This window comes from Nocardia sp. NPDC059764, assembly GCF_042732555.1.
Classification (GTDB): Bacteria; Actinomycetota; Actinomycetes; order Mycobacteriales; family Mycobacteriaceae; genus Nocardia.
In genome coordinates this window covers 1-26,606 of sequence record NZ_JBHWHH010000013.1, presented here as the reverse complement: position 1 = coordinate 26,606, position 26,606 = coordinate 1, and the positions used below count along the sequence as shown (strand labels likewise).

The window sequence follows — 26,606 nt, the reverse complement described above, 5'->3', positions numbered from 1 at the left end:
TCCCGGGCCGCGGATTCGGTGATGCTTGTTGTGGGGTCCCTACCGCGCTCCGCCTAGCCGCGGAGCGCGGTCTGCCCCTGTTAGTCAACTGTTCCGGATGATGTCTTCCGGACGCACGGGCACGCGGTTGATGTTCCCGGTGCCGCCCCGCTTGCGGCAGGCATCGCGAATCGCTGCGGCGATCGCAGGCGTGGAGGAGAGGGTCGGAGGCTCGCCCGCGCCGCGTAACCCGTAGGGGGCGTGCGGATCCGGGTTCTCCAGGATCTCCAGTTTCTGTGGGGGTGTGTCGAGAATGGTGGGGATCAGATAGTCCGTGAAGGACGGGTTCCGCACCTTGCCATTGGTGACCTGAATTTCCTCCATAACCGCCAGACCGAGGCCCTGAATGGAGCCGCCGTGGATCTGGCCTTCCAGCGAGAGCCGGTTCATGATCTTGCCGACGTCCTGGACGGCGTCCAGGGCAACGACTTTCACGAGCCCGAGTTCGGTGTCCACATCGACCACCGCCCGGTGCACGCAGACCGCGAGCTGGGTGTGGCTCGAGCCCTGACCGGTGACCTTGTCCATACCGGTGGTGGGCTGGTGGTGGTATTCGCGGGTCAGGTCGATCACGTCGTCGCCGAGGACGTCCTCGATCGACGCGACCACCTCACCGTTGTTCTTGACGACCTTGCCGCCGTCGAGGTGCATGAAGCCGTGCACGTCGAACTTCTTGCGCGCCAGTACGAACAGCTCGTCGGCGACCGCGCGGCAGGCGGTCATCACCGCGCCGCCGGTCATGTACGACTGACGGGAGGCGGACGAGGAGCCGGAGCTGCCGACATTGTTGTCCGACGGGTGGCTGACCACGCGGTCGATGGTGAGTTCGGTGCGCGCGATCTGCGCCTCGAGGGTGATCAGACCCTGACCGACCTCCGCGCCGGCGGTGTGCACGAGCGCGACCGGCTCGCCGCCGATCACCTCGAGCCGCACGCGGGCGGTCGAGTAGTCGTCGAACCCCTCGGAGAAGCAGATGTTCTTGATGCCGACGCCGTAGCCGACGCCGCGGTACACGCCCTCGCCGTGGGTGGTCTGGGACGCGCCGCCGGGCAGGTTGCGGATGTCGGTGGTGTCCACCGAGTCCGGCAGTTCCATGTCGCGCAGGCTGTCGAGCATCTCGACCAATGGAGTGGGCGCGTGCACGATCTGGCCGGTGGCCAGCGTGGAGCCCTGCGACACCACGTTGACCTGACGGACCGTGACCGGATCCATGTCGAGGGCCTCGGCGAGCTTGTCCATCATCGACTCGTGTGCGAAACACGCCTGCACGACGCCGAATCCGCGCATCGCGCCGCACACCGGGTTGTTGGTGTACACGCCGTAGGCGTCGATCTCCAGGTGCGGGACCTCGTAGGGGCCCAGCGCCAGGGATGCGGCGTTGCCGATCACGTTCTGGGTGGCCGAGGTGTACGCGCCGCCGTCGAGGACGATGAGAACCTTGGCGTAGGTGAGCTTTCCGGTCGCGGTGGCGCCGTACTCGTAGCGCATGCGCGCCGGATGCCGGTGCACGTGGCCGAAGAACGACTCCTGGCGGTTGTACATCATCTTGACCGGCTTGCCGGTGCGCATGGCCAGCATGCCCGCGTGGATCTGCATGGACAGGTCCTCGCGGCCGCCGAACGCGCCGCCGACACCGGACATGGTCATCCGGATCTGGTCCTCGGTCAACCCGAGGCAGGGGCCGATCTGGGTGAGGTCCCAATGCAGCCACTGGGTCGCGACGTAGAAGTCGAGGGAGCCGTCCTCGTTGGGGATGACCATGCCGGACTCGGGGCCCAGGAAGGCCTGGTCCTGCATACCGACCTCGAACTCCTCGCTCACCACGACGGTGGCCAGGGTCTTGCCGATCTCGATGTCGCCGGCGCGCACCGGCTGGTAGCGGGCGATGCCGCCGCGCTCCTGCACGGCCAGCCCGACCGGGTCCTCGATCACGGCCATCGGGTCGGTGATCGGTTCCAGCACTTCGTATTCCACCTCGATGGCGGCCACGGCGCGGCGCGCGATCTCGGGGTGGTCGGCGGCGACCAGGGCGATGGCCTCACCGTGGTGGCGCACTTCACCGAAGGCCAGCACCGGCTGGTCCCAGGTGTGGTCGAGGCCGTAGACCTTGCGGCCGGGCACGTCCTCGTGGGTGAGCACGGCGTGGACGCCGGGCATGGCCAGCGCCTCGGCCGTGTCGATGCCGATCAGCTTGGCGCGGGCGTGCGGGCTGCGCAGGGTCGCGCCCCACAGCATGCCGTCGATCCACAGGTCCGAGGAGTAGGCGAACTCGCCCTTCACCTTGAGGGTGCCGTCGGGACGCAGCGGGCTCTCACCGATGCCGCCGCTGCCCGGGATCGGCACGTCGGCGGGGAACCGCGTGGTGCGTGCGATGGTCATCGGTTCTCCTGCTTCATGATTCGCTTGCGCGCGGCCACGCCGTTCGCGCCGACCCGGTCGTGCGGCATGGTCTCGAGCTCGTCGTTCTCCACGACGGTGTGGCCGCCCACGAGCAGGCGAGCCAGCGGCGGCTGCGGGCCGAACACCAGCGAGCACACCGGGTCCTCGATGGCGGCGCGGAAGCCGTCCACCTTCCAGACCGCGATATCGGCGAGCTTGCCGACCTCCAGGGAGCCGATCTCGTTCTGGCGGCCCAGGTTCCGCGCACCGCCGAGGGTGCCGACCTCGAGGGCTTGTCGGGCGGTCATGGCGCGGGGGCCGTGCACGGCGCGCTGGAACAGCATGGCCTGCCGCATCTCCCCCGCCATCGAGGTGAGTTCGGAGGAGGCCGCGCCGTCCACGCCCAGGCCGACCGGGGCGCCCGCGGCGAGCAGGTCCATCACTCGCGCGATGCCCGCGCCCAGCCGCGCGTTCGAGGTCGGGCAGTGCGCGGAACCGGTGCCGGTCCTGGCGAAGGCCGCGATGTCCTTGTCGTGCAGGTGCACCGCGTGGGCGAACCACACATCGTCGCCGAGCCAGCCCAGCTTCTCCATGTATTCGACCGGGGTGCAACCCATCTGCTCGATGCAGTGCTCTTCCTCGTCGAGGGTCTCGGCGAGGTGGGTGTGCAGGCGGACGCCGTGCCGACGGGCCAGGGCGGCGGATTCCACCATCAGGCCCTCGGACACCGAGAACGGCGAGCAGGGGGCGACGGCCACGCGCAGCATCGAGTCGAACGACGCGTCGTGGTACTTGTTGATGATCTCCTCGGTGTTGAGGAGGATCTCCTCGCGGTTCTCGACCACCTCGTCCGGCGGCAGACCGCCGTGGGACTGCCCGCGGTCCATGGAACCGCGGCAGGGGTGGAACCGGATGCCGAGCTCGCGGGCGGCGCGCACCTCGGCGTCGAACAGATCGCCACGGCCCTTGGGGAACACGTAGTGGTGATCGGTGGAGGTGGTGGTGCCGGTCAGCGCGAGCCAGCCCAGGCCGGCCGAGGCCGCGCCGTAGACGATCTCGGCGTCCATGGTGGCCCACAGGCGGTACAGCCCGGTCAGCCACTCGAACAGGGTGGCGTCCTGGAACAGGCCCTGGGTGGCCCACTGGTAGAGGTGGTGGTGGGTATTCACCAGGCCCGGGGTCACCAGGCAGCCGGTGCCGGAGAGGCGTTCAGCACCCACCACCATCGGCGCAGGTCCTGCGCCGAGAGCTTCGATCCGGCCGTCGTCGCCGACGATCAGATAGCCGTTGGGAATTTCGGCACCGACAACCGGTGCGATATAGGCGTTCTCGATGACGAGCTTGGTCATTTCGCCGACGCCCTCCGCTCGGCCGCCATGCGCACGGCATCCAGAATCTTCTCGTAACCCGTACAGCGGCACAGGTTTCCGGCGAGAGCCTCACGGATCTCGACATCGGAGGGGTTGGGGACGCGCTCGATCAGGTCGTGCGCCTGCACGATCAGGCCGGGCGTGCAGAAGCCGCACTGCACCGCGCCCGCCTCGACGAACGCCTGCTGCATCGGGTCGAGCTTGTCGCCCTCGGTCAAACCTTCGACGGTGCGGACCGAACGGCCCTGCACCTGACCGGCGGCCACCAGGCACGAGCACACCGGGGTGCCGTCCAGATAGACGGTGCAGGAACCACATTCGCCCTGCTCGCAGGCGTTCTTCGCGCCGGGCAGGCCGACCCGCTCGCGCAGCAGGTACAGCAGGCTCTCACCTTCCCAGACGTCGTCGGCGGTTTCCCGGTCTCCATTGACGGTGAAGTCGATACGCATCAGGCCGCCCTCCTCTCCGCGGTGTAGTCGTTCCACGCCCAGCCGAGGGTCCGGCGGGCCATCACCGACAACGCGTGCCGGCGGTAGTCGGCGGTGCCGCGCACATCGTCGATGGGCTTGGCCGCGGCGCCGACCAGACGGCCGAACTCGTGGGCCAGCTCCTCGTTCAGCGCGCCGCCGTTGTCCCAGTCCAGGTTGGCGGCCAGGAAGTCCTGGGCCTCGACGGGACGGATCGGGGTCGGGCCGGCCGAGCCGATGCCCGCGCCCGCCGTGCGCGAATCCGCGTGCAGGGCAACGGAGAACGAGCACACCGCGATCACCATCGCGTTGCGGGTGCCGACCTTCGAGAAGTACTGCGGGCCGCTGGCGGGGCGCAGCCACACCGCGCGGATCAGCTCGTCCGGCTCCAGGGAGTTCTTCTTGACCCACACGTAGAAGTCGTCGATGTCGATCATGCGGGTACCGCGGGCGGCGGACTCGACCTCGACCACGGCGTTCGCGGCCAGCAGCGCCGGGTGGGCGTCACCGGCGGGCGACGCGCCGCCCAGGTTGCCGCCCACGGTGCCGCGGTTGCGGATCTGCGGGGATCCCACGGTGCGCGAGGCCTGCGCCAGACCGGGCAGGCGATCCTGGTACCGGTTGATGATCTTCACGAACGGGACGCCGGAGCCGAGGCGGATGCGGCCGTCGGCCTGTTCGTCCACCCCGAACAGCTCCCGGCACGGGTTCAGGTCCAGCAGGGCGTCCGGGCGGTGCACGTCGAAGTTCATCTCGACCATCACATCGGTGCCACCCTGGATCGGAACCGCGTCGGGGCGTTCCGCTTTCAGCTGGAGCGCCTCGGCCCAGCTGCCCGGTTGTAGGAAATCCATTGCGTTCCTCTAGATATCGGTTCTGCGCAGGTACGACAGCCTCGGCTGCCCCGGTACGTAGAGAAGGAGTGGGGACTCAGTTACGGGGGTCGTTCATCGCTCCTCCAGGAGCTTGCGCACCCGGCGGCCGGTGATGTCGGCCAGCTCGCGGCGCACCACGCGGTGTTCCTCGGCCGCCGGGTTGCCCAGACGGTGCCGCAGCTCCGCGAGCATCTCCGCGGCGCTGCGGCCGGCGGCCCGGATCAGGAAGACCTGGCCGAAGTGCTCCTCGTAGGCGAGGTTCCAGGCGGCCAGCTCGGCCAGCACCCGGGCGTCGGCCTCGGACGCTCCGGACTGCTCGTCGGCCGACCACCGCGCCTCACGCTCGGACTGGTGCCGGGCCGCCTCGCGCTCGCCGATGCGGGGGTGCGCGTCGAGCGCCTCCTCGACATCGGCCCAACTCAGTTCGGCGACCCCGGCCACGGCCGCGGCGATCAGACTCGACTCGTCCGCGTACGGCCGATTCGCCACCATCTTGCGAGCCCAGGTCCGAGACGCGTTGCAGGTCAGCAGGTGCGTCTCGGCTTCTTCCAGGGGCAGCGACCCGAGCCATTCCAGGCGACTCGACATCCGACCTCCATCCGTGTTCTGCGTGTGTCAACCACTAAACCCGGGGGGTGGTCATGCCCGATAGGACGAGACCTCCGAACCTGTGGCCTGCTTCACAGGGGCGCGTTCGTAGTTACATCCAAGTTCGGTAACCGTCGCGTCACTCACTGTTAGCCTCGAGAATCATGCGGTTACGTTCCCTGCTGACCATGCACGATCTGGGCCTGCGGCTCGTCTCCGGAGAGGACGAGCTGGACCGCTTCGTACGCTGGGTCGTAACCACCGACATGCTCGACCCGGGCCGGTATCTCTCCGGCGGAGAATTCGTGCTCACCGGGCTGCAATGGCGGCACCGCCCCGAGGACAGCGACACCTTCGTCGGCGCGCTCGCCCGCGCCCGGGTCGCCGCGCTCGCCGCCGGTGACGCCCTCTACGGCGAAGCGCCCGAGGATCTGGTCGCGGCTTGTAAGAAACACCGAATCCCGCTGTTCCGGGTCGAGGAGCGGATCGCGTTCGCGACCGTCACCGAGACCATCAACCGGAAGCTGTCCTCGGGGCGGGCCGCGGACCTGGGCGCCATCCTGGACCGGCATCGGCAGCTGGTGTCCGGCGGCGGACTGGACTCGGTCCTCGACCTGGTCCACCGCACGCTCGGTACCCGCTGCTGGGTGGTGTCGTCCATCGGGCGCGTGGTCGCCGGGCCCACCCGCGACCTGCCCGAGCAGGTGCGGTCGGCGTTCCTGAGCGCGCGGCGGCTGCCGCATGTGCTGTCCTGCAACCAGATCCGGTACACGCTGTTCGCCGTCGACGCCGACGCCACCTCGCGGATCGCGGACTGGTTCCTGGTCTTCGAGAGCGACTTCAAGGACTGGCCGGAGGAACGCCGCGCGCTCATCGGCGAACTCGCCGCGGTGGTGTCGCTCGAACGCGCCCGCCACGACGACCGGCACAGCGCCGAGGGCCGCCTCGCGCAGGAACTGATCGAACTGATCATGTCCGAGGCCAAGCCCGCCGACATCATCTCGCGGCTGGAATTGACCGGGCTGGGCCTGTCCGACCGCTACCTGGCCGTCGCCGCGACCGCCGACTCCGGCGCGGTGCGGCCCGGTGAACTGCGCGCGGTGCTGCGCGAAATCCTTTACGGCAGAAGCCCTGCCATCGGCGTCGTGGACGGCGAGGTCATCCTGCTGGTCGCGCTCGGCGACGAACAGGCCCTCGACGACCACATCCACCGTGCCATCGAAGCCCTCGAACCCGGGCTGCAACTGAGCCGCCTGTCCGTCGGCATCAGCGGCGCGGTCGACGGCGAGGGTCTGCGCGGCGCGGTCGAGGAGGCGCGGTATGCCCGCCGCATGGCCGCCGAACGCCAGCAAACCACCAGCGTCGTCCGCCACGACGAACTCGCCACCCACATGCTGCTGCTGGCCAGCGTCCCCGACGAGGTTCGCCGCATGTTCCGCGTCCGCCTCCTCGACCCCCTGCGCGTCTACGACCAGGACAACCGCGCCGACCTGGTCCACACCCTCGAGACCTTCCTCGAGGTCTCCGGTTCCTGGACCAAGTGCGCGGATCTACTGCACGTCCACGTGAACACGTTGCGCTACCGCATCCAGCGCATCGAGGAACTCACCAACCGCGACCTGTCCCGCCTCGAAGACCGCGTCGACTTCTTCCTCGCCCTGGCCCTGCGCTGAACCCGCCCCCGCTGCACCATGGCGGGCAGCGAGGGCGGGCGACCCCGGGTGCCCCTCGGCTCAGCGGCAGGCTTCGGCCATACCGGTGAGCCATTCGCGGACGGCGGCACGCTGTTCGGGCGTGAAGCCCGCCTCCAGTTCGGCTTCGCGGCGGTTCACCGCGGCATGGGCCTTCGCGTACACCGCACGGCCCTCGTCGGTGACGAAGACCTGGTGGGTGCGGCGGTCGGTGGGGTGGGGGCGGCGTTCGATCAGACCCGCCTTCTCCAGGCCGCCGAGCATTTCGTTGGCGGCCTGACGGGTGCTGCCGACATCGCGGGCGATGTCGGAGATCGACTTTCCGCCCTGCTCACGGGTCATCATCAAGGTCGCGTACTGCGAGGTGGTGAGACCGAATTCCGCGAGCTCGTCACCGATGGCCGAGCGCATGCTCAGCCACACCGTGCGGACCATGAAGGTCAGGGATCCACCCTGCGATCCGGAACAGCTCACCGGGACAACCCTTTCCAGAGATTGACAGGTTCCTGACAATCGCCCACACTGGCGATCGTCAGGTTCCTACCAATCTTAGCGAAGGTTTCCATGACCGTGCCCGCGACGCTGCCGAGAACCCGGCAGCGGCTTATCCTCGCCGTCCTGCTGCTGTCATCCCTGCTCATCTGGCTCGACAACACGATCCTCGCCACCACCCTCGAGACCCTCGCCGACCCGGTACGCGGCCTGGGCGCGAATCCCGCACAGCTGCAATGGGCTTCGGGGTCCTATACCCTCGTCTTCGCCGCGCTCATGTTCAGCGCCGGAGCGCTCGGCGACCGCTACGGACACCGCAGCGTGCTCGCCGCGGGGCTGATCGTCTTCGCCACCGCCTCGATCTGGGCCGCCTACGCCGGGAATCCGGGACAGCTCATCACCGCCCGCGCCGTCATGGGCGTCGGCAGCGCACTCATCATGCCCGCCACCATGGCGACGGTGACCTGGACGTTCACCGGACCGGCCCGCGCCTCCGCGATCGGACTGTTCTCCACCTCGGCCGGTGTGGGGCTCGCGGCCGGACCTTTGCTCGCCGGAGTGCTGCTCGACCATTTCTGGTGGGGCTCGGTGTTTCTCGTGAACGTGCCCGTCGTCGCGGTCGCGCTGATCGGGATCGCGGCCCTGGTCCCCAACTTCCGTAGCCCCGCGCCGCGGCCACTGGACCTGCCCGGGCTCGCGCTGTCGATCAGCGGATTGACCGCCCTCGCCTACGGATTGATCCGGGCCGGACAGCACGCGGCCTGGACGCCGATCGAGGTCTGGGGGCCGATCGCGGCCGGGATCGCCCTGCTCGCGGGCTTCGTCATCGTCGAATTGCGCTCCGCGCAGCCCAGTTTCGACCCGCGCCTGCTCGCCGATCGCGCATTCGGCGGCGGCAACGCCACACTGGGCCTGCTGTTCCTGGCCATGACCGCCGCCGGGTTCTACGGCGCGTTCTATCTGCAAGGCGCGCGCGGCTTCTCCCCGCTGGACGCGGGCCTGATCAACTCCCCCGCCGCCGTCGGCGTGATCATCGGCGGGCCGCTGGGCATCCGCCTGGTCCGGCGCTGGTCGCTGCGCGCGGTCTCGGCGACCGCACTCACCGTCGGCGCGCTGTGCATGGGCAGCCTCGCGCTCTTCGGCCTGCACACGCCCATCGTCTGGAACGTGATCGGGGCCGCGATCCAGGGCGTCTCGATCGGCCTGGTCATCGGCCCGGTCACCAGCGCACTGATGAGCACACTCCCCCTCGACCGCGCCGGCGCCGGATCCGCGGTGACCAACACCGTCCGGCAAACCGGCAGCGTCCTGGGTATCGCACTCGGCGGCACGATCATGGCCATCGCCTACCGGACCGGCATCGGGGATGCGCTGAGCGCGCTGCCCGAGGACGCGCGGGGGCCCGCCGGCGTATCGGCCGAGCAGGCCCGTCACGTCGCGTCCACGCTCAACCGTCCCGATCTGGCCGATGCCGCCGATCACGCCTTCATTCATGCCATGCACGTCGGCGCGCCCTGGTCACTCCTGTTCGCGTTGACCGGGGCCGCGGTCCTGGCAGTCACGCAGCGTCCCAGGTCCGCGCGACCGGCCGAAACCGGGACGCGATCTGCCGAACCCGCGGAAATCTCATGACACGTGACCCGAGAGGTCTTGTGTGTAACTTGGATTAGCACTTACCTTGGAGTGTGTCGCACCGCACAGGACAGGCCACGGCCGCGGAGAGCCCGGGCGGGGCGGCACACAGACGAGGAGGCAACGATGGCTCTGACGACGAGGTCGGATGCAGGTACCGAGGCACACGCGTACGCGGACGTGCTCCACACCCTTTCGGAGGGATCGGTGTACCGCCGGTTCGATCCATATCTCGATATCCCCTGGGACTCCCCCGAATTCGCGATCGACCCACACGATCCGCGGTGGGTGCTGCAACCCGATATCGACCCCTTGAGCGCGACACAGTGGTACCGGGACCAGCCGATCGAGCGGCAGATCGAGATCGGCAAGTGGCGGATCGCCAATGCCATCAAGGTCGGCGCGGCCTTCGAGAGCATTCTGATCCGCGGAATGATGCAGTACATCATGAAGCTGCCCAACGGGTCGCCGGAGTTTCGCTACTGCCTCCACGAAATGACCGAGGAGTGCAACCACATCCAGATGTTCCAGGAGCTGGTGAACCGGATCGGCGTCGATGTTCCGGGAATGCGGCCCTTCTTCCGGAAACTCTCACCGCTCATCGGCGTCGCCGGCGGATATGCCTGGCCGATTCTGTTCATCGGCATTCTCGGCGGTGAGGAACCGATCGACCACTATCAGAAGGCCGTCATCCGCAACGGCGCCAATCTGCCGCCCGCGGTGGTGCGGTGCATGGAGATCCATATCGCCGAGGAAGCCCGGCACATCTCCTTCGCCAACGAGTTCCTGAAAAGGCACATCCCGCGGCGCAGCCCGATGTACCAGAGCTTCTGCGGTATCGCCTTCCCGCTCGCCATGCGCTGGCTCGCCGGGGAGATCATGGCCCCGCCGCCGGAATTCGCGCGCACCTTCGACATTCCGCGCGAGGTCATCAAGGAAGCGTTCTGGCAGTCGCCGACCGCGTCGAAGATCCTGTCCGGCTACTTCGGCGACATGCGTTCCCTCGCCGACGAACTGGGCCTGATGAACCCGGTCACCCAGCGACTGTGGAAGACGCTCGGCATCGACGGCGACCACTCCCGCTACCGCAGCGAACCCGATCGCCGGGTGGCCTGATCCGACGGGTCCCGGTCACTCGTCGGCCTCCAGGCAGAGCACCGGGACCCGCTGGACCAGATTCACGGCGAAACCGCCGCGATTCCAGGGTTGATCCAGCGGCTGGGTGTTGCCGTCGGCATCGGTCGCCCGGGCACTGAGCAGATAGTCGCCGGGGGTCGCGGTCCAATGGAAACACCAGCGCCGCCACGCCCAGCGGCGGCCCTGGTCGGGGTCCAGCTCGGCATCGTGCCAGCTGTGCCCCGCATCGGTGCTCACCTCGACCCGCGCGAGCGGCGCCTTCCCGGACCAGGCCCGTCCCTCTAACGGCACCCGGCCCGGTCGCACCACCCGCGACCGCGACATGAAGTCCGGGAAGCCGGGCGGAACCAGCAGGGCCCGCGGCACGATCCGGGTCACCGGCTCACCGGCCTCACCCGAGTCCTGCCGCATCCGATAGTTCACGGCCTGTTGGAAACCCGTGAACCGCTGGTCGATCACCGTGATCTCGCGCAGCCACTTCACGTGCGCCATCCCGTACCAGCCGGGCACGATCAGCCGAATCGGATAGCCGTGCTGCGGCGGCAGCGGCGCCCCGTTCATCTCGTAGGCGACCAGCACCTCCGACTCGCAGCCCATGGCCACATCGACCGGCAGCGCCCGCTGATAGTCCTGCTCGACACCCCGTTCCACCCCGTGATCCGCGCCGGTGAACACCACATCGACCGCGTCGGACTCCACCCCGGCCTCCGCCAGCAGCAGCTTCAAGGGCACGCCCGTCCAGTCGGCGGTGCCCACCGCCTCGACCAACCAAGGCTGACTGACCGGGCGCGGGGAGAGCAGCGCCCGGCCGTTGCCCGCGCACTCCAGCGTGACCCGGGTCGTCACCTGGGCGAACGCCCGCAGGGTGGGCACGTCCAGCCGCAGCCGCCGCCGCACCCGGCCGCCGATCTTCAGCTGCCAGGGCGCGTTCGAGGCGACGTAGGGGATGTCGTAGTGCGTCAGCACGTAGTGCAGGCCCGGCGGCGTCACGTCATAGCGCAGCGCCTCGAGCGGCAATCCGTGATTCCGGGTCGCGAGCGCGAGCTCATCCGCACCAATGCCCTCGTCGGGGGCGGCCAGCCGAGCGCGCGTGCTCGAATCAGCGAGTCGACGACCCATCGGCTCATTATCCCGCCGAAACGCCTCGACGGGGGCGAGAGTCTGCAATCGCACGAGCGGTCTCCTCGAAGGCGGTGGGCCGGTTGGAAATTCGAACATCCACCCCTGCCAGCAGAGGTTACGGCAGACCGGCACGGAGGTTAAATCAAGATTCGGCGCCCATTGACAGCGTCAGATTGTCAATGACCTTCCCCGCCCCGGGGCGCCCGCCCAAGTACGATCGGGCTATGCGGTCCATTTGGAAGGGCTCCATCGCGTTCGGATTGGTCAATGTCCCCGTGAAGGTGTACACCGCCACGGAGGACCACGACATCAAGTTCCACCAGGTGCACGCCGCCGACGGCGGTCGTATTCGGTACGAGCGGCTGTGCACCGTGGACGGGCAGCCGGTGCAGTATTCCGATATCGATCGGGCCTACGAATCGCCCGACGGTGATCGCGTGATACTCACCGATGAGGACTTCGCGAAACTGCCCGCCGCGGAGAAGCATGAGATTCCGGTCCTGCAATTCGTGCCCTCGGAACAGATCGATCCGATTCTCTTCGACAAGAGCTACTATCTGGAACCCGATTCCACCACGCCCAAAGCGTATGTGCTGCTGGCCAAGACCCTCGATCGGGTGGACCGGGTGGCGCTGGTGCATTTCACCCTCCGGCAGAAGACCCGGCTGGCCGCGCTGCGGGTGCGCGACGGGGTGATGGTGTTGCAGACCCTGCTGTGGCCCGACGAGGTGCGGTCGGTGGCCTTCGACAAGCTCGAGGGCGTCGCCGAACCCAAGACGCAGGAACTGAAGATGGCCGAGACCCTCGTCGACACGCTGTCCGACGACTTCGATCCCAGCCTCTACGTGGACGAATACCAGATCGAGCTGAAAAAGCTGCTCGACGAGGCCATCGCCAGCGGCTCCAGCAAGGTCACGCGGGCGCCGGAAGCGGCCGCCCCGGCGATGGACGCCGAGGTCGTCGACCTGGTCGCGGCCCTGCAGCGCAGCCTCGAGGCGTCCGGGCGCAAGACCGGATCGGCCCCGGCCGCCAAGGCCGCGCCCGCCAAGAAGAAGCCCGCGAAGAAGGCCGCGAAGAAGGCTCCGGCCAAGCAGACCCGCAAGGGTGCCTGACCCCTTCAGCAGCCACCTGGCAAACTGTCGGCATGGATCCCGATATATCCATCCACTCGGACATCGCCATCGTGCCCATGGGGCTCGGACACCTGCGGCAGGTCATCGACCTCGGCTACCAGGTGTTCGACACCCAGGCCAAGCCCTACACGTCGTGGTCGCTGACCTCGGTCGCCGAACACCTCGACAGCCCCGGCAAATCCTGCTGGGTGGCGGTGGATTCGGATCAGGTGGTCGGATTCGTGCTGGCCTCCATGGAATTCGAGCTCCGTGAGGACTGGGCGTACTTGGAGTGGATCGCCGTCTCCCCCGAGGTGGAGGGGCGCGGCGTCGCCAGCAAACTCATGACCGCCTGCTGCGATGTGCTGTTCCGGCACGGCGCGGCCCGTATCGTCACCGACGTCGAGATCCACAACACCGCCTCCGCGGCCATGATGCGCCGCAACGGATTCACCGAAGGCACCACCGTGACGCTGTTCGTGCGCCCCAACCCCGACGACCGCGTCGCCGGCGAGGACGAACAGGTCACCCTCGGCCCCGGCACCAAACGCGACCTCATCCGGCGCGGCCGTATCACCGGCGACGGACGCCACGGGCGGCCCGCCCGCTAGTTGTCGGACCCTCCCGCTACGGTCGCCGTCATGACCGCCCCCGATCCGACCATGGCCGCCATCAACGATGCCGTAATCCTTGGACGCCAAGGCGATCCGGCGACGGCTCGCGAACAGCTGACCTCGTTGTGGGATCGGATCGGGGCGGGCGGCGACCCCTTGCACCGGGTCTCCCTGGCGCACTTCCTCGCCGACCTCCAGGACCACGCGGCCGACGCCCTCACCTGGGACATCCGTGCCCTGGATGCCGCCGACTCGCTCACCGACGAACGCGCTCAGGCCCATCACGCGGGCCTGAGCGTACGCGGCTTCTATCCCTCGCTCCACCTCAATCTGGCCGACAACTACCGACGTCTCGGCGCTTTCGACACCGCTCGACAGCATCTGACCGCCGCCCACGACCGCTTGGACGCCCTGGACGAGGACGGCTACGGGCTGGGCGTGCGCGCGGGCCTCGCCAATGTCGAAGCGGCGCTGGCCGACCGGTCCACCGAGGCGCTACCCACGCACCCGGGCGTGTAGCACCGCCCGGTCACACGCCGCCGAGCCCCATTGCTGGACCACAATGGCCGATATACGCTGGCCGCGATCATCAGCCAGCGAAGGGAACGCGTCGATGCCGGATCCGCTACCGAATGCCGTTGCGCCGCAATTCGATGCCCGGGGACGCCGCCTGGTCGCGGGCGTCGCCGCGCTGCTGGCGATGACGGCCGCGGCGAGCGGGCCGATCGGTCCGGCGGCGGCCGAGGCACCCGCATCACCCGTCGCGGGCTCGCTTTCCTGCGCACCCATCGAGGCGCGCGTGGCGATGTCCACCCGCGCGCCGCTGCTCGACTGGTCGGAGAACCTCACCTTCGACGAGGCGACCGAGAGCATCTGGGTCGCCCGCGCGCAGCACGATGTGGTGGAGAAGTACGACGGGGACGCCCGTCGGGTCGCCAGCGTGCCGGTGCGGGGTCCGGGCGCGGTCCGACGCGGCCCGGACGGGCTGATGTACGCCACCTTCGGCAATTCACCGCTCTCCGGCCTCTCGGGTGGCAGCGGGGTGGTGCGGTTCGATCCGGCCGCCGCCGACCCGACGCCCGAGGTGTTCGTGTCCGGGCTCGGTCAGGCCAATGGCGCGGCCTTCGACGCCGACGGCACCCTGTACGTGGCCGACACCTCCGCGAACTCCGTGGTGCGGATCCGGCCGGACGGCAGCATCGACGCCGACTGGACCGCCCGCAGCCACACCGCACTGGCGGCCCTCGGCCTCGGCGCCGACGGCATCGTCGCCACGGACGGCATCCTCTACGTCACGCTGTTGGAGAGCCCGACCGCGCGGGTCGTCGCCCTGCCGATCGATGATCCGGCGCGGGCGATGGTGGCCGTGGATCTGGCCCCCGCTCCCCTGTCCGGCCCACTGCTGCCCGACGACCTCGCGATCGTCGACGGGCTGCTCTACATCGCCACCGGCAGCGGGCAATTGGTGCTCGCGGATCCGATCGCGCACACCAGTTGCACCGTGCTGTCCGGCCAGCCGCTCACCTCCGTGGCCGTCGCCCCGGCCCCGGCGCGCACGCTGATGCTCGGCACCGAGGGTGGGGACGTCCTGAAGGCCCACTACCGCTGACGTCAGTTGTCCTGGGCCGCATGGGCTCTGCCCTCGTGGAAGAACCCCATGAGGCTCTGCACAGTCGCCACTTCGGTGCGGGGCCGCACGGCTCCGAAGGGCGCGTTCCAGAACTCGCCGCGGCGGCGGGTCCACGGGCCGACGTAGGCGTACGGCGTCGGGTTGTCCCAGTCGCCCGGGGAGACACCGTAATTCACCTCGTCGACCGCCACCGACAGGTCGAAGTGCTCGGGCCACAACACCGGCTGCTGTTCGGCGGCGAAGCGGCGTAATGCGGTGTCCCCCACCGCGAACCAGTCGTGCACGGCGGTGGCGGCCTCGGAGTCGACCTTGAACGGCTCGTCCGGATCCATCCGGGTGCCATCGGAATACAGCCCGTCGGGCGGGCCGTCGGCCTCGAATCCGGCGCTCGAGGCGAGGTCACTGTAGGTGCCGTGCAGGCGGGTCCGGCCCTGCGGCCACACCAGATCGGTGCCCGTCACCGACACCGGCCACTTCATGCCGGCGAATCCGCCCAGCACGATGCGCATGCGGATGCTGCCGAACCGGCGATACTGCGGACCGGCGATCAGCAGTTCGGCCGCCGCGTGCAACGCGAACCGGGTGTCCTCGTAGGTGATGTCGTCCACGGGGAAATCATCGCCGCCGAGCCCGGCGTGTTGCTGGAAAATGGACTCCCGCAAACAAAACAGCGCCACACCGGACGAATCCGGTGTGGCGCATGAGTGTTTCGCGGAACGTCAGCTCGCGTTGTCGGTGCAGGCCGAGAGAATGATCTTGGCCTGACGCGGCGAGGACGAACCCGTGTCCGGGAAACCCGGCGCACTCTTGCCGAGCACATTGATGGCGGCCGACTCGGCCTCCACCTTGGACGGCGCCCACGCCCAGCCGAAGCGGGTGTCGGCGCCCTGGGCGACCGCGCCACAGGCATTGGCGAAGTGCACGACGACGGCACAGTCACCGCCGCCACACTGGCTGACCGCGGAGGAGTCCGCGGCGTCCCAGCTGCCGTAGTTCACGGCATACGCGACGTTCCCGGTGCTCTTGGACAGCGCCAACGCGCCGTACAGGTCACCGGAGGTCGCGATGAAGACCGGCTCGCCGTTTTCCGCCGCGGAGGCGGATCCGGCGGCCACGGTGCCCATCGCGGCCATCGACGTAACGGCGAGGCCGACACCGGCCTTGCGCAGCAACGACATTCGATACTCCCCGGGGATGGATGGTGATAACGGCGGTCATCATGCCAGACGCTCAGACCCGGCGCATGACCGAGACGACCTTACCCAGTACCTGGGCATTGTCACCATCGATCACCGGGTACGCGGGATTGCGCGGCTCCAGGTAGACATGCCCGTTCGCGCGCTTGTAGACCTTGACCGTGGCCTCGCCGTCGATCATGGCGGCCACGATCTCGCCGGTGTGCGCCTCGTGCTGTTTGCGCACCACGACGATGTCTCCGTCGCAGATGGCGGCGTCGACCATGGAGTCGCCGCGCACCCGCAGACCGAACACGGTGCCGCGGCCCACCAGCTCCCGCGGCAGCGAGAGCACATCGTCGGTGTGCTCCTCCGCCAGGATCGGGGCACCGGCCGCGATATCGCCGACGACCGGCACCGGTACCGAGTTCTCGTCCCGCTGCCGCGCCGGCGCGGACGCCCGCAGGAACAACCGCACGTCCATGGGACGCGTCACCGACTCACTGCGCTTGAGGAACCCGCGCTCCTCCAGCTCACGCAGATGCCGCGACACCGATGAGGCCGACTTCAGGCCGACCGAGTCCCCGATCTCCCGAGTGCTCGGCGAATACCCGTGCCGCTGCACCCAATCCCGAATGCTGCACAGAATGCGTTGCTGGCGTTCGGGCAACGTGGAGGTGTCGAGATGCTCGAATCCGTCGAAGTCGTCATAGGTCACCGAAGAATCGTACGGCGCGTCACCGCCCGAACCCCGGCACGACCGGCCGTAACACGCGAGCGCGCTACATCCCGGAAGGACCCGGCACCGGGTCCTCGGCCGCCGGCGCGGGCTCCTCGAGTTCGATGAACAGCGCGTGGGTCTCGCCCTCGCCGATGTTCTCGCCCGAATGCTCCTGCGCTCACGCACCCGGACATCGACATCCACCGCCTGTCCATCGCCATCCGGTCCGCCACCGGCATCGAGTCCTGCATCTGGCTCGTCGACATCGCCGCCCTCCCCCGCCCGGAGGCCGCCGAATCCTCTGCGCCACAGCCAGAGCCCTCCTGAACGAGGCGCTGGGCCGCTGAAACGACGATGCGGACCGATCCACCAGAATCGGTCCGCATCGTCGGAGTGCGTTCTGTTTACACCGTGAAGCCGAGGGCGCGCAGCTGTTCGCGGCCGTCGTCGGTGATCTTGTCGGGGCCCCACGGGGGCATCCAGACCCAGTTGATCTGCAGGTCCTCGGCGAGGCCGGAGCGGACCAGGGCGTTGCGGGACTGGTCCTCGATCACGTCGGTGAGGGGGCAGGCCGGGGAGGTCAGGGTCATGTCGAGTTTGGCGATGCCATCCTCGAAGGCCATGCCGTAGACGAGGCCCAGATCGACGACATTGATGCCGAGTTCGGGGTCGACGACGTCACGCATCGCCTCCTCCATGTCGTCGAGGTGCTGGAGCTCCTCGGGAGTGAGTTCCTTGGTCTGCTGCTCGGTTTCGCTCATCTCTTACTCCCCGTTGCCCATCGTCTTCTTGGCTTCCTCGGCCGAGGCGATCCGCACCACGGCGTCCTTGAACGCCATCCAGCCCAGCAGCGCGCACTTCACGCGGGCGGGGTACTTGGCGACGCCGACGAACGCGACACCGTCGCCGATCACGTCCTCGTCACCCTCGACGGTGCCGCGGCCGGTGATCATGGCGTCGAACTCCTCGACCACCTTCAGCGCCTGCTGCACCGGCAGGCCGATGACCTGATCGGTGAGCACCGAGGTGGAGGCCTGGCTGATCGAGCAGCCCTGGCCGTCGTAGGACACGTCCTTCACATCGCCGTTGTCGTCGATGTGCACGCGCAGGGTCACCTCGTCACCGCAGGTCGGGTTGACGTGGTGCACCTCGGCGCCGAAGGGCTCACGTAGCCCCCGGTGGTGCGGGTGCTTGTAGTGGTCCAGGATCACTTCCTGGTACATCTGCTCCATGCGCATGGTCTATGCAACTCCGAAGAAGCTCTGGGCCTTCCGCACCGCGGCCACCAGCTGATCGACCTCGTCGACCGTGTTGTACAGCGCGAAGGAGGCCCGGGCGGTGGCGGCGACGCCGAAACGGCGGTGCAGCGGCCACGCGCAGTGGTGACCGACACGGATGGCGACACCCTGGTCGTCGAGGATCTGGCCGACATCGTGGGCGTGGATACCGTCCACCACGAACGCCACCGCGCCACCGCGGTTCACGTTCTCGGTCGGTCCGATGATGCGGACGCCGTCGATCGCGCCTAGGCCCTCGAGCGCCGCGCCGATGAGCGTGTGCTCATGCGCCGCAACCGCATCCATCCCCACATTGCTGAGATACTTGACGGCAGCGCCCAATCCGACGACCTGCGAGATCATCTGCGAGCCCGCCTCGAACCGCTGCGGCGGCGGGGCGAAGGTCGAGTGATCCATGAACACGGTCTCGATCATGGAGCCGCCGGTGATGAACGGCGGGGTGTCCTCGAGCAGCTCACGCCGCCCGTACAGGATGCCGACACCCGAGGGGCCCAGCATCTTGTGGCCGGAGAAGGCGGCGAAGTCGACGCCCAGCTCCTTGAAGTCCACGCCCATGTGCGGCACCGACTGGCAGGCGTCCAGCACGACGATCGCGCCGACTTCCTTGGCCCGGCGCACCAATTCGGCGACATCGGCGACCGCGCCGGTCACATTCGACTGGTGCGTGAACGCGACCACCTTGGTGGCGGGCGACAATTCGAGCGAATCCAGGTCGATGCGGCCGTCGTCGGTGACGCCGTACCACTTGAGCGTCGCACCCGTGCGGCGCGCGAGCTCCTGCCACGGAACGAGATTCGCGTGATGCTCGAGCTCGGTGATGACGATCTCGTCACCGGGACCCACGTGGTACGGGAAGCGGTCGTCGGAGAAGGCGTAGGCCACCACATTCAGCGACTCGGTCGCGTTCTTGGTGTACACGATCTCGTCCGGGCCGGCGCCGACGAACGCCGCGATCGCCGCGCGCGCCGCCTCGTAGGCCTCATTGGCCTCCTCGGCGAGCTGGTGCGCGCTGCGATGCACGGCCGCGTTGTGCTCGAGCAGGAATTCCCGCTCGGCGTCGAGCACCTGCAGCGGACGTTGCGACGTCGCACCGGAATCCAAGTACGCCAACGGTTTCCCGTCGCGCACGGTCCGGCTCAGGATCGGGAAGTCGGCCCGGATCCTGGCGATGTCGAGAGTCCCCACGGTGCTGGTCATATTCAGGCTCCTACAGCAGCTGAAGTAAAGCGCACGTAGCCGTTCGCGTCGAGTTCCTCGGCCAGCTCGGCGCCGCCCTCGGCGACGATCTTGCCGCCCACGAACACGTGCACGAAGTCGGGCTTGATGTAGCGCAGGATGCGGGTGTAGTGGGTGATCAGCAGGATGCCGCCGGTCTCCCGCTCCTTGTAACGGTTCACACCCTCGGAAACAATCCGCAGCGCGTCGACGTCCAGGCCCGAGTCGGTCTCGTCGAGCACGGCGATCTTCGGCTTGAGCAGGCTCAGCTGCAGGATCTCCTGGCGCTTCTTCTCACCACCGGAGAAGCCCTCGTTGACCGAGCGCTCGCCGAAGGCCGGATCGATCTCCAGCTCGGCCATGCCCTCCTTGACTTCCTTCACCCAGGTGCGCAGCTTGGGGGCCTCGCCGCGGATCGCGGTGGCGGCGGTGCGCAGGAAGTTCGAGACCGAGACGCCGGGCACCTCGACCGGGTACTGCATGGCCAGGAACAGGCCGGCGCGGGCGCGCTCGTCGACCGACATCTCCAGCACGTCCTCACCATCGAGGGTGATGGTGCCCTGGGTGACGGTGTACTTGGGGTGGCCGGCGATGGCGTAGGACAGGGTCGACTTGCCGGAGCCGTTGGGGCCCATGATGGCGTGGGTCTCGCCCGACTTGATGGTCAGGTTCACGCCCTTGAGGATCTTGATGGGCTCGGCGTTCTCGTCCGGGCTGGCGACCTCGACGTGCAGGTCCTTGATTTCCAGGGTGGTCATCGAATCGGATTCCTTTGCGGGATGGGAAGTATGGGTCAGGCGCCGACAGCGGCGAGTTCGGCCTCGATGGCCGCCTCGAGCCGCTCCCGGACCTCGGGGACGGAGATCTTCTGCAGCACCTCGAAGAAGAAGCCGCGCACCACCAGACGGCGGGCGACCTCCTCCGGGATACCGCGCGAACGCAGGTAGAACAGCTGCTCGTCGTCGAAACGGCCGGTGGCCGAGGCGTGTCCGGCCCCGACGATCTCGCCGGTCTCGATCTCCAGGTTCGGCACCGAGTCGGCACGCGCACCATCGGTGAGCACCAGGTTGCGGTTCAGCTCGTAGGTGTCGGTGCCCTCGGCGGCCGCCCGGATCAGCACGTCGCCGACCCACACGGTGTGCGCGTCCGGCTTGTCCGAGGTCGGATCACCCTGCAGCGCACCCTTGTACTGCACGTTGGACTTGCAGTTGGGCTGCGAGTGATCGACCAGCAGACGCTGCTCGAAGAACTGGCCGTCATCGGCGAAGTACACGCCCAGCAGTTCGGCGTCGCCGCCGGGACCCGCGTAGCGGACATTGCCGGTGAGCCGCACCAGGTCGCCACCGAGGGTGACATTGGTGTGGCGCAGGACGGCGTCGCGGCCGAGCAGGGCGTGATGCGCGGTGACGTGCACGGCGTCATCGGCCCAGTCCTGGACCACGATGACATTCAGCGCGGCACTGTCGCCGAGGATGAATTCCACGTTCTCGGCGTAGGTTCCGCTGCCGCGCTGGTCGACGACCACGGTGGCGCGAGCGAAATTGCCGAGGCGGATCTGGAGGTGCCCGTAGGCGACCTTGCCCTCGCCCGGACCGGTGATGGCCACGGTGACCGGCTCGGCCACTTCGGTTTCCGCGCCGACCGTCACGACGGTGCCGGCATCGAAGCCCGAGTAGGCCTGCGCCGCAACGCGATCGGTAGGGGTGCCGCCCTGGCCCAGGCGGGCGTCGGTGCGGTCCACGGTCTCGGCGGTGACACCGGCGGGCGCGGTCACCTCGACGGTCGGCTGACCGTCCTTGACGGCGGTGCCGTCGTGCAGGCCGTTGAGGCGGCGCATCGGGGTGAAGCGCCACGCCTCGTCACGGCCGGAAGGGATTTCGAAGGCGTTGACGTCGAACGAGGCGAACACCTCGCCCTTGTTCAACGCCGGGGTACGAGCCTCAGCGGCCTCGGCAACGTTCTCCACGGCCATCAGCCGACGGCTCCTTCCATCTGCAGTTCGATCAGGCGGTTCAGTTCCAGGGCGTACTCCATCGGGAGCTCCTTGGCGATGGGCTCCACGAAGCCGCGCACCACCATGGCCATCGCCTCGTCCTCGGTCAGACCGCGGGACATCAGGTAGAACAGCTGGTCCTCGGACACCTTCGAGACGGTCGCCTCGTGGCCCATGGTCACGTCGTCCTCGCGGATGTCGACGTAGGGGTAGGTGTCGGAGCGGGAGATGTTGTCCACCAGCAGCGCATCGCACTTCACGGTCGACTTCGAGCCGTACGCACCCTTGTTCACCTGCACCAGGCCGCGGTACGAAGCACGGCCACCGCCGCGCGCCACCGACTTGGAGATGATGTTCGAGGAGGTGTTCGGCGCCAGGTGCAGCATCTTCGCACCGGTGTCCTGGTGCTGGCCCTCACCGGCGAACGCGATGGAGAGCACCTCGCCCTTGGCGTGCTCACCGGTCATCCACACGGCCGGGTACTTCATGGTGACCTTGGAGCCGATATTGCCGTCGACCCACTCCATGGTCGCGCCGGCCTCGGCCTTGGCACGCTTGGTCACCAGGTTGTAGACGTTGTTCGACCAGTTCTGGATCGTGGTGTAGCGGCAGCGGCCGCCCTTCTTCACGATGATCTCCACAACCGCCGAGTGCAGCGAGTCCGAGGAGTAGATGGGCGCGGTGCACCCCTCGACGTAGTGGACGTAGGCGTCCTCGTCGACGATGATCAGCGTCCGCTCGAACTGACCCATGTTCTCGGTGTTGATGCGGAAGTACGCCTGCAGCGGGATGTCCACGTGCACGCCCGGCGGCACGTAGATGAACGAGCCACCCGACCACACCGCGGAGTTCAGCGCGGAGAACTTGTTGTCACCCGAGGGGATGACCGAGCCGAAGTACTTCTGGAACAGCTCGGGGTGCTCCTTGAGACCGGTGTCGGTGTCGAGGAAGATGACGCCCTGCTTCTCCAGGTCCTCACGGATGGAGTGGTAGACGACCTCGGACTCGTACTGGGCGGCGACACCGGCGACGAGACGCTGCTTCTCGGCCTCCGGGATGCCCAGCTTGTCGTAGGTGTTCTTGATGTCCTCGGGCAGCTCTTCCCAGGACGCGGCCTGCTTCTCGCTCGAGCGCACGAAGTACTTGATGTTGTCGAAGTCGATGCCGTCGAGCTTCGAGCCCCAGCTCGGCATGGGCTTCTTGTCGAAGATGCGCAGTGCCTTGAGGCGGAAGTCGAGCATCCATTCGGGCTCGCTCTTCTTGGCCGAGATGTCGCGCACGACCTCCTCGGACAGTCCGCGCTTGGCAGCGGCACCGGCGACATCCTTGTCGGCCCAGCCGTACTCGTAGGTACCCAGGGACGCGATGGTCTCTTCCTGGGACAGCGGCTGCACCTGGTCGGTGGTCGTCGTCATTCGGCACTCCTTCCGGAGTCATGTGTAGAAGTCGTTGCGGGCTGCGCAACGGGGGTCTGGGCGGAACGTTCGGGGGCGGTATCGGGCATAGCGGGCGAAGCAATGAGGGGAACGTGCGTGGTGCAGGCGCAGTCACCGTTGGCGATGGTCGCCAGGCGCTGCACATGCGTGCCCAGAATCGCGCGGAAGGCCTCCAGCTCGGCCGCGCACAACTCCGGGAATTCCTCGGCGACGTGCGAGACCGGGCAGTGATGCTGGCAGATCTGCACGCCGGCGCCGACCTTTCGGGTCGAGGCCGCGAACCCGGCATCGGTGAACGCTTCCGCGATCTCCTCCGCCTTGGCCTCGGTCTCGGCCGGGGCGTGGACGGCGAGATCGCCGACCCCGGCCACGATGGACGCCACCCGCTTGCGCGCGAAATCGGCGATGGCCTGATCGCCGCCGATCTCCCGCAGCTGCCGCATGGCCGCTCCGGCGAGGTCATCGTAGGCGTGCGCGAGGCGGCCCCGGCCGGTGGCCGTCAGCTGGTACTGCTTGGCGGGACGACCGCGGCCCTTCTGCTGCCACGGCGCCGACCTGGTCGCCTGCGCCTCGCCGGACTCGATGAGCGCGTCCAGATGCCGCCGCACCCCCGCCGGACTCAGACCCAGCCGCTCGCCGATGGCGGTCGCGGTGATCGGGCCTTCCTCCAACAGCAGCTTGACGACAGCTTCGCGCGTGTGCCCCTCACCCGCCGGCCCGGACACGACAACGGACCGGGCACCGTCGTTCTGGTGCCCGGCCTGTTCCGCGTTCCGCAAACCCACGGTTTTCACAACACAAGTGTGACGGAATTCCATTCCTCGATCCAGTAAGGGTCCCCTGACCGAAAATGCGCGACCTGGGAATATGGCATCGCATGTGAGCTGGCACACCCTAGTGCATCCCGGCAATTCGGAAATCAGGGCCGGTCATGAGGGGTTCTGGACGGTGTGAACAGTGTGCTCGTAGTGGGTGGGACGGGAAATATCGGCCGAAAAGTCGTCGCGGATCTGGCGATGACGGGTGCGCGGACTCGGGCCTTGTCCGGGATCCGGCAGCCGCCGGGCTTCCCCCGGAGGTGGAGGTGGTGCACGGCGATCTGTCCGAGCCGGACTCGCTGGCAGCGTCCGCGGACGGGGTCGATTCCGTATTACTCATCTGGCCGTTCCACGACACCGAGAACGCCGAACCCGCGGCGCGGGCGTTGAGCGGACCGGATCGGCGGCTGGCGCATCTGTCGTCGCCCGGGTCGGCGAGTCGACGACGCGGCGTTTCGCGGCGGCGAACTCGCTCCCAGTACTCGAACACGCATTCGATCGTTCCATAAACAGACCGTGCGGCCGGTATAGGCTGCGGGCATCCGTGAACGTCGGCGATCGGGTGCTGCTGGTGGCTGGTGGGCTGTCTGTGTTCGAGGTCCGCGAGATCGACGGAGAGGACCGGCCGCATCCCGGTCGGCGTCGATCGCGAGCAGGTCCTGCATCGAGCGGCTGAGCCGATCCAGCGCCGGCACGACGAGGGTGTCGCCGGGGCGCAGGTATTCCAGGCAGCGCTGCAGTTCCTCGCGCTCGGCGTTCTTGCCGGACTTCTTGTCCGCGAACACCTTCTGGCATCCGGCCGCGGTGAGCGCGGAGCAGCTGGTCGGTGGTCGAGACCCTGGGGTAGCCAACGAGCGCGCCGCCGCCGCCACAACTCGTCCTGACGAACAGCCGACATTCCGTAGTCCCGCACCCAAACCTCCACGCCGACATGATCATCCACGCGGTGATGCCGCGATCCCTTGAACCCGCCACCGTTTTCCGAACGCATAGCGGTCTCGGGATGACCGATGTCGGACTCGGTAATCGCCGTAAGGACGCGGCGCCTCATCCTGATCCCCGAACGCTGGTCGAAGATCACCCGCTGATTGTTCTCCGAACGCCACCGGCGCCTGGATCACCGGGGGGCCGAGGACACCGACCGGCCTGTTGCGGCTGCACTGCAATGGGTCCGGTGTGCGGCGCACCGCTACGGTGAGGTTCGATCGGTCGGAGAACTGGCCGGCGGCGGGATGGTGGCTGTGAAGTTGGAGATGGTGGACATCGTCGGGGAGACGGTGCTGCGTCCGCGGTGGGAGCCGTTCTTCAAGAACGAGCATCACGGTCAGGAGCCCTGGGAGATCGACCGGCAGGTGATGGTCGCGGTGTTCGAGTGGCGCAAGCGGGTGGTGCTGGGCAACGACCACGAAGATCAGGACTGGGACCTGATGTATCTGCGTGAGGCCCGGGCCCGCATGAACTAACGCTTGTCGCCGAGCGGTCGGTATCGGCGCGGGCCGAACGTTGTGCGCGCGTTCAACGTGTCGCGGCGAAGTCGGCCGCCGCCTAGGCCTGCGGTATCACGGCGAACTCGTGTCCGCTGGTGGCGGGGAGAGGTGTTCGTGGACGGTGAGTAGCAGGTGGTCGAACCGGGTGCGTTGCTGGACCGACCCTCCGCCGAGGGTGGGGAGGGCGGCGGCGATTCCGGCGGCCAGGGCACGCAGTTTGGTGTTGGTTTCCTGGGACCGCCACACCAGCACCCGGAACGCCTGCTCGGCGGTGACGCCGTAGGCCAGCATCAACGCGCCCTTGACCTGCTCGATCTGCGTGCGGGCGGCAGCGACTTCCGTCGCCGTCTCATCGAACACTTGCTGGGGCGGCTCGGCAGGTCGTCGATGTCGATGTAGTAGCCGGTGGTGCCCGCGACGACGCCGGAGTCGTCGTAGAAGCAGTCCCCGACCACCAGCACCTGATGCTCGACCCCGCGGGTGTCGATAACGCGGTGACGGCTGCAGAACGCGGTCCCCTCCCGCGCGGCCGCGGCAAGCATCGCGGCGACTACGTCACGGTCGTCGGGATGCTTGTGGCTCAGCACCAGCTCGGTCGTCGGTTCCACCGTGCCGGGGGCGTATCCGTGCAGGGCCGCGGTCTCGTCGGACCACTCCCACCGCTGGTCGGCGAACCGGAACCGGAAGGTACCGATCGGATGCGGACATCCCGTCACGGTCTGCTCCGGCACGGGCGGCACCACGACACGCGGCTCGGACGTATCGGTCACGACATCAGTGTGCGCCAAAACCGAGGCGTTCGAGGGCCCGCGCCGGCCCAGGGGTTCAGGCTGGTCTGGCGTTTCAGGCTGGTCTGGCGTTTGTCGCAACTGCCGGTGGGGCTGTTGGCGCCCGCCGCTACGGCTGCGTGTGGTGGGCTTCGTGTTCGTCGAGGGCGTGTTGCAGCGCGGTGTTGAGGGCTTGGGCCTCGGCGAGCTGGTCTTCCAGGATCACGATCCGGCACGCGCCTTCGAGGGAGTTGCCGGCGTCGATCAGCTCGCGCACTCGTGCGGCGATCCGCAGTTGATAGCGCGAGTAGCGGCGATGCCCGCCCTCGGAGCGTTGCGGGGTCAGCAGGCGCGCGGCATCGAGCGTGCGCAGAAACGCCTGGGTGACACCGAGCAGCTCCGCGGCGCGGCCCATGCTGTAGGCGGGGAAATCCTCGTCATCGAGTCGGTCCACCCCGCCGGTAGCGGATGTGGGAGTCATATCTGGTTGCTGCACAACACCTCTCAAAGATTTTCCAACGACGGGAGGCCCCGGCGCAGGGTGCGCC

At 68.1% G+C, this 26,606-nt stretch carries 29 protein-coding genes; 8 read left to right on the top strand and 21 right to left on the bottom strand.

The genetic code is table 11. The features are described 5' to 3' along the window. Positions 1-84: 84 nt before the first annotated feature. From ACFV4K_RS04725 to uraD, 5 genes are all read right to left on the bottom strand, one after another. Complete coding sequence (locus ACFV4K_RS04725) at positions 85-2,418, bottom strand: xanthine dehydrogenase family protein molybdopterin-binding subunit (protein ID WP_379272108.1); 2,334 nt, start codon at positions 2,416-2,418, stop codon at positions 85-87. After that, positions 2,415-3,767, bottom strand: a complete 1,353-nt coding sequence (locus tag ACFV4K_RS04720) for an 8-oxoguanine deaminase (protein ID WP_379272106.1) — start codon at positions 3,765-3,767, stop codon at positions 2,415-2,417. The genes ACFV4K_RS04725 and ACFV4K_RS04720 overlap by 4 nt, the downstream gene beginning before the upstream one ends. Further along, a complete protein-coding gene (locus tag ACFV4K_RS04715; protein WP_379272105.1) occupies positions 3,764-4,237 on the bottom strand; it encodes a (2Fe-2S)-binding protein in 474 nt (157 codons plus the stop codon). The genes ACFV4K_RS04720 and ACFV4K_RS04715 overlap by 4 nt, the downstream gene beginning before the upstream one ends. Continuing rightward, the gene (locus tag ACFV4K_RS04710) at positions 4,237-5,109 is read right to left on the bottom strand and encodes an FAD binding domain-containing protein (protein WP_357287521.1); all 873 of its coding nucleotides are present in this window, start codon (positions 5,107-5,109) and stop codon (positions 4,237-4,239) included. Before ACFV4K_RS04710 ends, ACFV4K_RS04715 begins: the two co-directional genes overlap by 1 nt. A 93-nt stretch (positions 5,110-5,202) precedes the next feature. Then, positions 5,203-5,718 carry a 2-oxo-4-hydroxy-4-carboxy-5-ureidoimidazoline decarboxylase gene (uraD, locus tag ACFV4K_RS04705; protein WP_379272103.1) on the bottom strand — a complete coding sequence of 172 codons (516 nt, stop codon included), beginning with the start codon at positions 5,716-5,718 and terminating at the stop codon, positions 5,203-5,205. Positions 5,719-5,882: 164 nt separating this feature from the next. Here uraD and ACFV4K_RS04700 point away from each other — a divergent pair, with 164 nt between their 5' ends. Beyond that, entirely contained in the window at positions 5,883-7,391 is a 1,509-nt protein-coding gene (locus ACFV4K_RS04700) for a PucR family transcriptional regulator (RefSeq protein WP_379272101.1), read from the top strand. A gap of 60 nt (positions 7,392-7,451) precedes the next feature. Here the strand turns inward: ACFV4K_RS04700 and ACFV4K_RS04695 are convergent, their stop codons facing one another. Then, positions 7,452-7,883, bottom strand: a complete 432-nt coding sequence (locus tag ACFV4K_RS04695; protein ID WP_379272099.1) for a MarR family winged helix-turn-helix transcriptional regulator — start codon at positions 7,881-7,883, stop codon at positions 7,452-7,454. 90 nt (positions 7,884-7,973) lie between these two features. Between ACFV4K_RS04695 and ACFV4K_RS04690 the strand changes: the two genes are divergently transcribed. Together ACFV4K_RS04690 and ACFV4K_RS04685 are read left to right on the top strand one after the other, a co-directional pair. After that, the gene (locus ACFV4K_RS04690) at positions 7,974-9,533 is read left to right on the top strand and encodes an MFS transporter (protein ID WP_379272097.1); all 1,560 of its coding nucleotides are present in this window, start codon (positions 7,974-7,976) and stop codon (positions 9,531-9,533) included. Positions 9,534-9,659: 126 nt separating this feature from the next. Next, positions 9,660-10,649 (top strand): diiron oxygenase, encoded by a 990-nt coding sequence (locus ACFV4K_RS04685; RefSeq protein ID WP_379272095.1) that lies wholly within the window; start codon positions 9,660-9,662, stop codon positions 10,647-10,649. A gap of 15 nt (positions 10,650-10,664) precedes the next feature. Here ACFV4K_RS04685 and ACFV4K_RS04680 read toward each other — a convergent pair whose 3' ends face one another. After that, complete coding sequence (locus tag ACFV4K_RS04680) at positions 10,665-11,789, bottom strand: sulfite oxidase (RefSeq protein WP_379272093.1); 1,125 nt, start codon at positions 11,787-11,789, stop codon at positions 10,665-10,667. A 227-nt stretch (positions 11,790-12,016) separates the two neighbouring features. Between ACFV4K_RS04680 and ACFV4K_RS04675 the strand changes: the two genes are divergently transcribed. From ACFV4K_RS04675 to ACFV4K_RS04660, 4 genes are all read left to right on the top strand, one after another. Beyond that, entirely contained in the window at positions 12,017-12,904 is an 888-nt protein-coding gene (locus ACFV4K_RS04675) for a Ku protein (protein WP_379272091.1), read from the top strand. 32 nt (positions 12,905-12,936) lie between these two features. Next, positions 12,937-13,515, top strand: a complete 579-nt coding sequence (locus ACFV4K_RS04670) for a GNAT family N-acetyltransferase (RefSeq protein ID WP_379272089.1) — start codon at positions 12,937-12,939, stop codon at positions 13,513-13,515. A 30-nt stretch (positions 13,516-13,545) separates the two neighbouring features. Next, positions 13,546-14,037 (top strand): hypothetical protein, encoded by a 492-nt coding sequence (locus ACFV4K_RS04665; RefSeq protein ID WP_379272087.1) that lies wholly within the window; start codon positions 13,546-13,548, stop codon positions 14,035-14,037. A 94-nt stretch (positions 14,038-14,131) separates the two neighbouring features. After that, a complete protein-coding gene (locus ACFV4K_RS04660) occupies positions 14,132-15,127 on the top strand; it encodes an SMP-30/gluconolactonase/LRE family protein (protein ID WP_379272085.1) in 996 nt (331 codons plus the stop codon). Positions 15,128-15,129: 2 nt separating this feature from the next. On the opposite strand, the gene ACFV4K_RS04655 is transcribed toward ACFV4K_RS04660, so the two are convergent. The 11 genes from ACFV4K_RS04655 to ACFV4K_RS04605 form a co-directional block, all read right to left on the bottom strand. Further along, complete coding sequence (locus ACFV4K_RS04655) at positions 15,130-15,756, bottom strand: hypothetical protein (protein ID WP_379272083.1); 627 nt, start codon at positions 15,754-15,756, stop codon at positions 15,130-15,132. Between the two features lie 111 nt (positions 15,757-15,867). Further along, positions 15,868-16,326, bottom strand: coding sequence for a DUF4189 domain-containing protein (locus ACFV4K_RS04650; RefSeq protein WP_379272081.1), 459 nt, complete (start codon positions 16,324-16,326; stop codon positions 15,868-15,870). A 52-nt stretch (positions 16,327-16,378) separates the two neighbouring features. Next, positions 16,379-17,041, bottom strand: a complete 663-nt coding sequence (gene lexA / locus ACFV4K_RS04645) for a transcriptional repressor LexA (protein ID WP_379272079.1) — start codon at positions 17,039-17,041, stop codon at positions 16,379-16,381. Positions 17,042-17,448: 407 nt separating this feature from the next. After that, on the bottom strand, positions 17,449-17,805 hold the full coding sequence (locus ACFV4K_RS04640) for a metal-sulfur cluster assembly factor (RefSeq protein ID WP_357082950.1): 357 nt from the start codon (positions 17,803-17,805) through the stop codon (positions 17,449-17,451). 3 nt (positions 17,806-17,808) lie between these two features. Then, positions 17,809-18,282, bottom strand: a complete 474-nt coding sequence (gene sufU / locus ACFV4K_RS04635) for a Fe-S cluster assembly sulfur transfer protein SufU (RefSeq protein WP_379272077.1) — start codon at positions 18,280-18,282, stop codon at positions 17,809-17,811. A 3-nt stretch (positions 18,283-18,285) separates the two neighbouring features. Further along, complete coding sequence (locus ACFV4K_RS04630; RefSeq protein ID WP_379272076.1) at positions 18,286-19,539, bottom strand: cysteine desulfurase; 1,254 nt, start codon at positions 19,537-19,539, stop codon at positions 18,286-18,288. A gap of 2 nt (positions 19,540-19,541) precedes the next feature. Then, complete coding sequence (gene sufC, locus ACFV4K_RS04625; RefSeq protein WP_379272074.1) at positions 19,542-20,315, bottom strand: Fe-S cluster assembly ATPase SufC; 774 nt, start codon at positions 20,313-20,315, stop codon at positions 19,542-19,544. 35 nt (positions 20,316-20,350) lie between these two features. After that, positions 20,351-21,529 carry a Fe-S cluster assembly protein SufD gene (sufD, locus tag ACFV4K_RS04620; protein WP_379272072.1) on the bottom strand — a complete coding sequence of 393 codons (1,179 nt, stop codon included), beginning with the start codon at positions 21,527-21,529 and terminating at the stop codon, positions 20,351-20,353. After that, positions 21,529-22,965 carry a Fe-S cluster assembly protein SufB gene (sufB, locus tag ACFV4K_RS04615; protein WP_357082965.1) on the bottom strand — a complete coding sequence of 479 codons (1,437 nt, stop codon included), beginning with the start codon at positions 22,963-22,965 and terminating at the stop codon, positions 21,529-21,531. The genes sufD and sufB overlap by 1 nt, the downstream gene beginning before the upstream one ends. Continuing rightward, complete coding sequence (locus ACFV4K_RS04610; RefSeq protein WP_379272071.1) at positions 22,962-23,804, bottom strand: helix-turn-helix transcriptional regulator; 843 nt, start codon at positions 23,802-23,804, stop codon at positions 22,962-22,964. Before ACFV4K_RS04610 ends, sufB begins: the two co-directional genes overlap by 4 nt. Before the next feature lie 332 nt (positions 23,805-24,136). After that, positions 24,137-24,589 (bottom strand): recombinase family protein, encoded by a 453-nt coding sequence (locus ACFV4K_RS04605; RefSeq protein ID WP_379272069.1) that lies wholly within the window; start codon positions 24,587-24,589, stop codon positions 24,137-24,139. 456 nt (positions 24,590-25,045) lie between these two features. Here ACFV4K_RS04605 and ACFV4K_RS04600 point away from each other — a divergent pair, with 456 nt between their 5' ends. Then, on the top strand, positions 25,046-25,267 hold the full coding sequence (locus tag ACFV4K_RS04600; RefSeq protein ID WP_379272067.1) for a hypothetical protein: 222 nt from the start codon (positions 25,046-25,048) through the stop codon (positions 25,265-25,267). A gap of 96 nt (positions 25,268-25,363) precedes the next feature. On the opposite strand, the gene ACFV4K_RS04595 is transcribed toward ACFV4K_RS04600, so the two are convergent. From ACFV4K_RS04595 to ACFV4K_RS04585, 3 genes are all read right to left on the bottom strand, one after another. Continuing rightward, a complete protein-coding gene (locus tag ACFV4K_RS04595) occupies positions 25,364-25,582 on the bottom strand; it encodes an ANTAR domain-containing protein (RefSeq protein ID WP_379272066.1) in 219 nt (72 codons plus the stop codon). Further along, a complete protein-coding gene (locus ACFV4K_RS04590) occupies positions 25,582-26,061 on the bottom strand; it encodes a PAS domain-containing protein (protein WP_379272064.1) in 480 nt (159 codons plus the stop codon). Before ACFV4K_RS04590 ends, ACFV4K_RS04595 begins: the two co-directional genes overlap by 1 nt. Positions 26,062-26,188: 127 nt before the next feature. Next, entirely contained in the window at positions 26,189-26,539 is a 351-nt protein-coding gene (locus tag ACFV4K_RS04585) for a MerR family transcriptional regulator (protein ID WP_379272062.1), read from the bottom strand. Between the last annotated feature and the right edge of the window lie 67 nt (positions 26,540-26,606).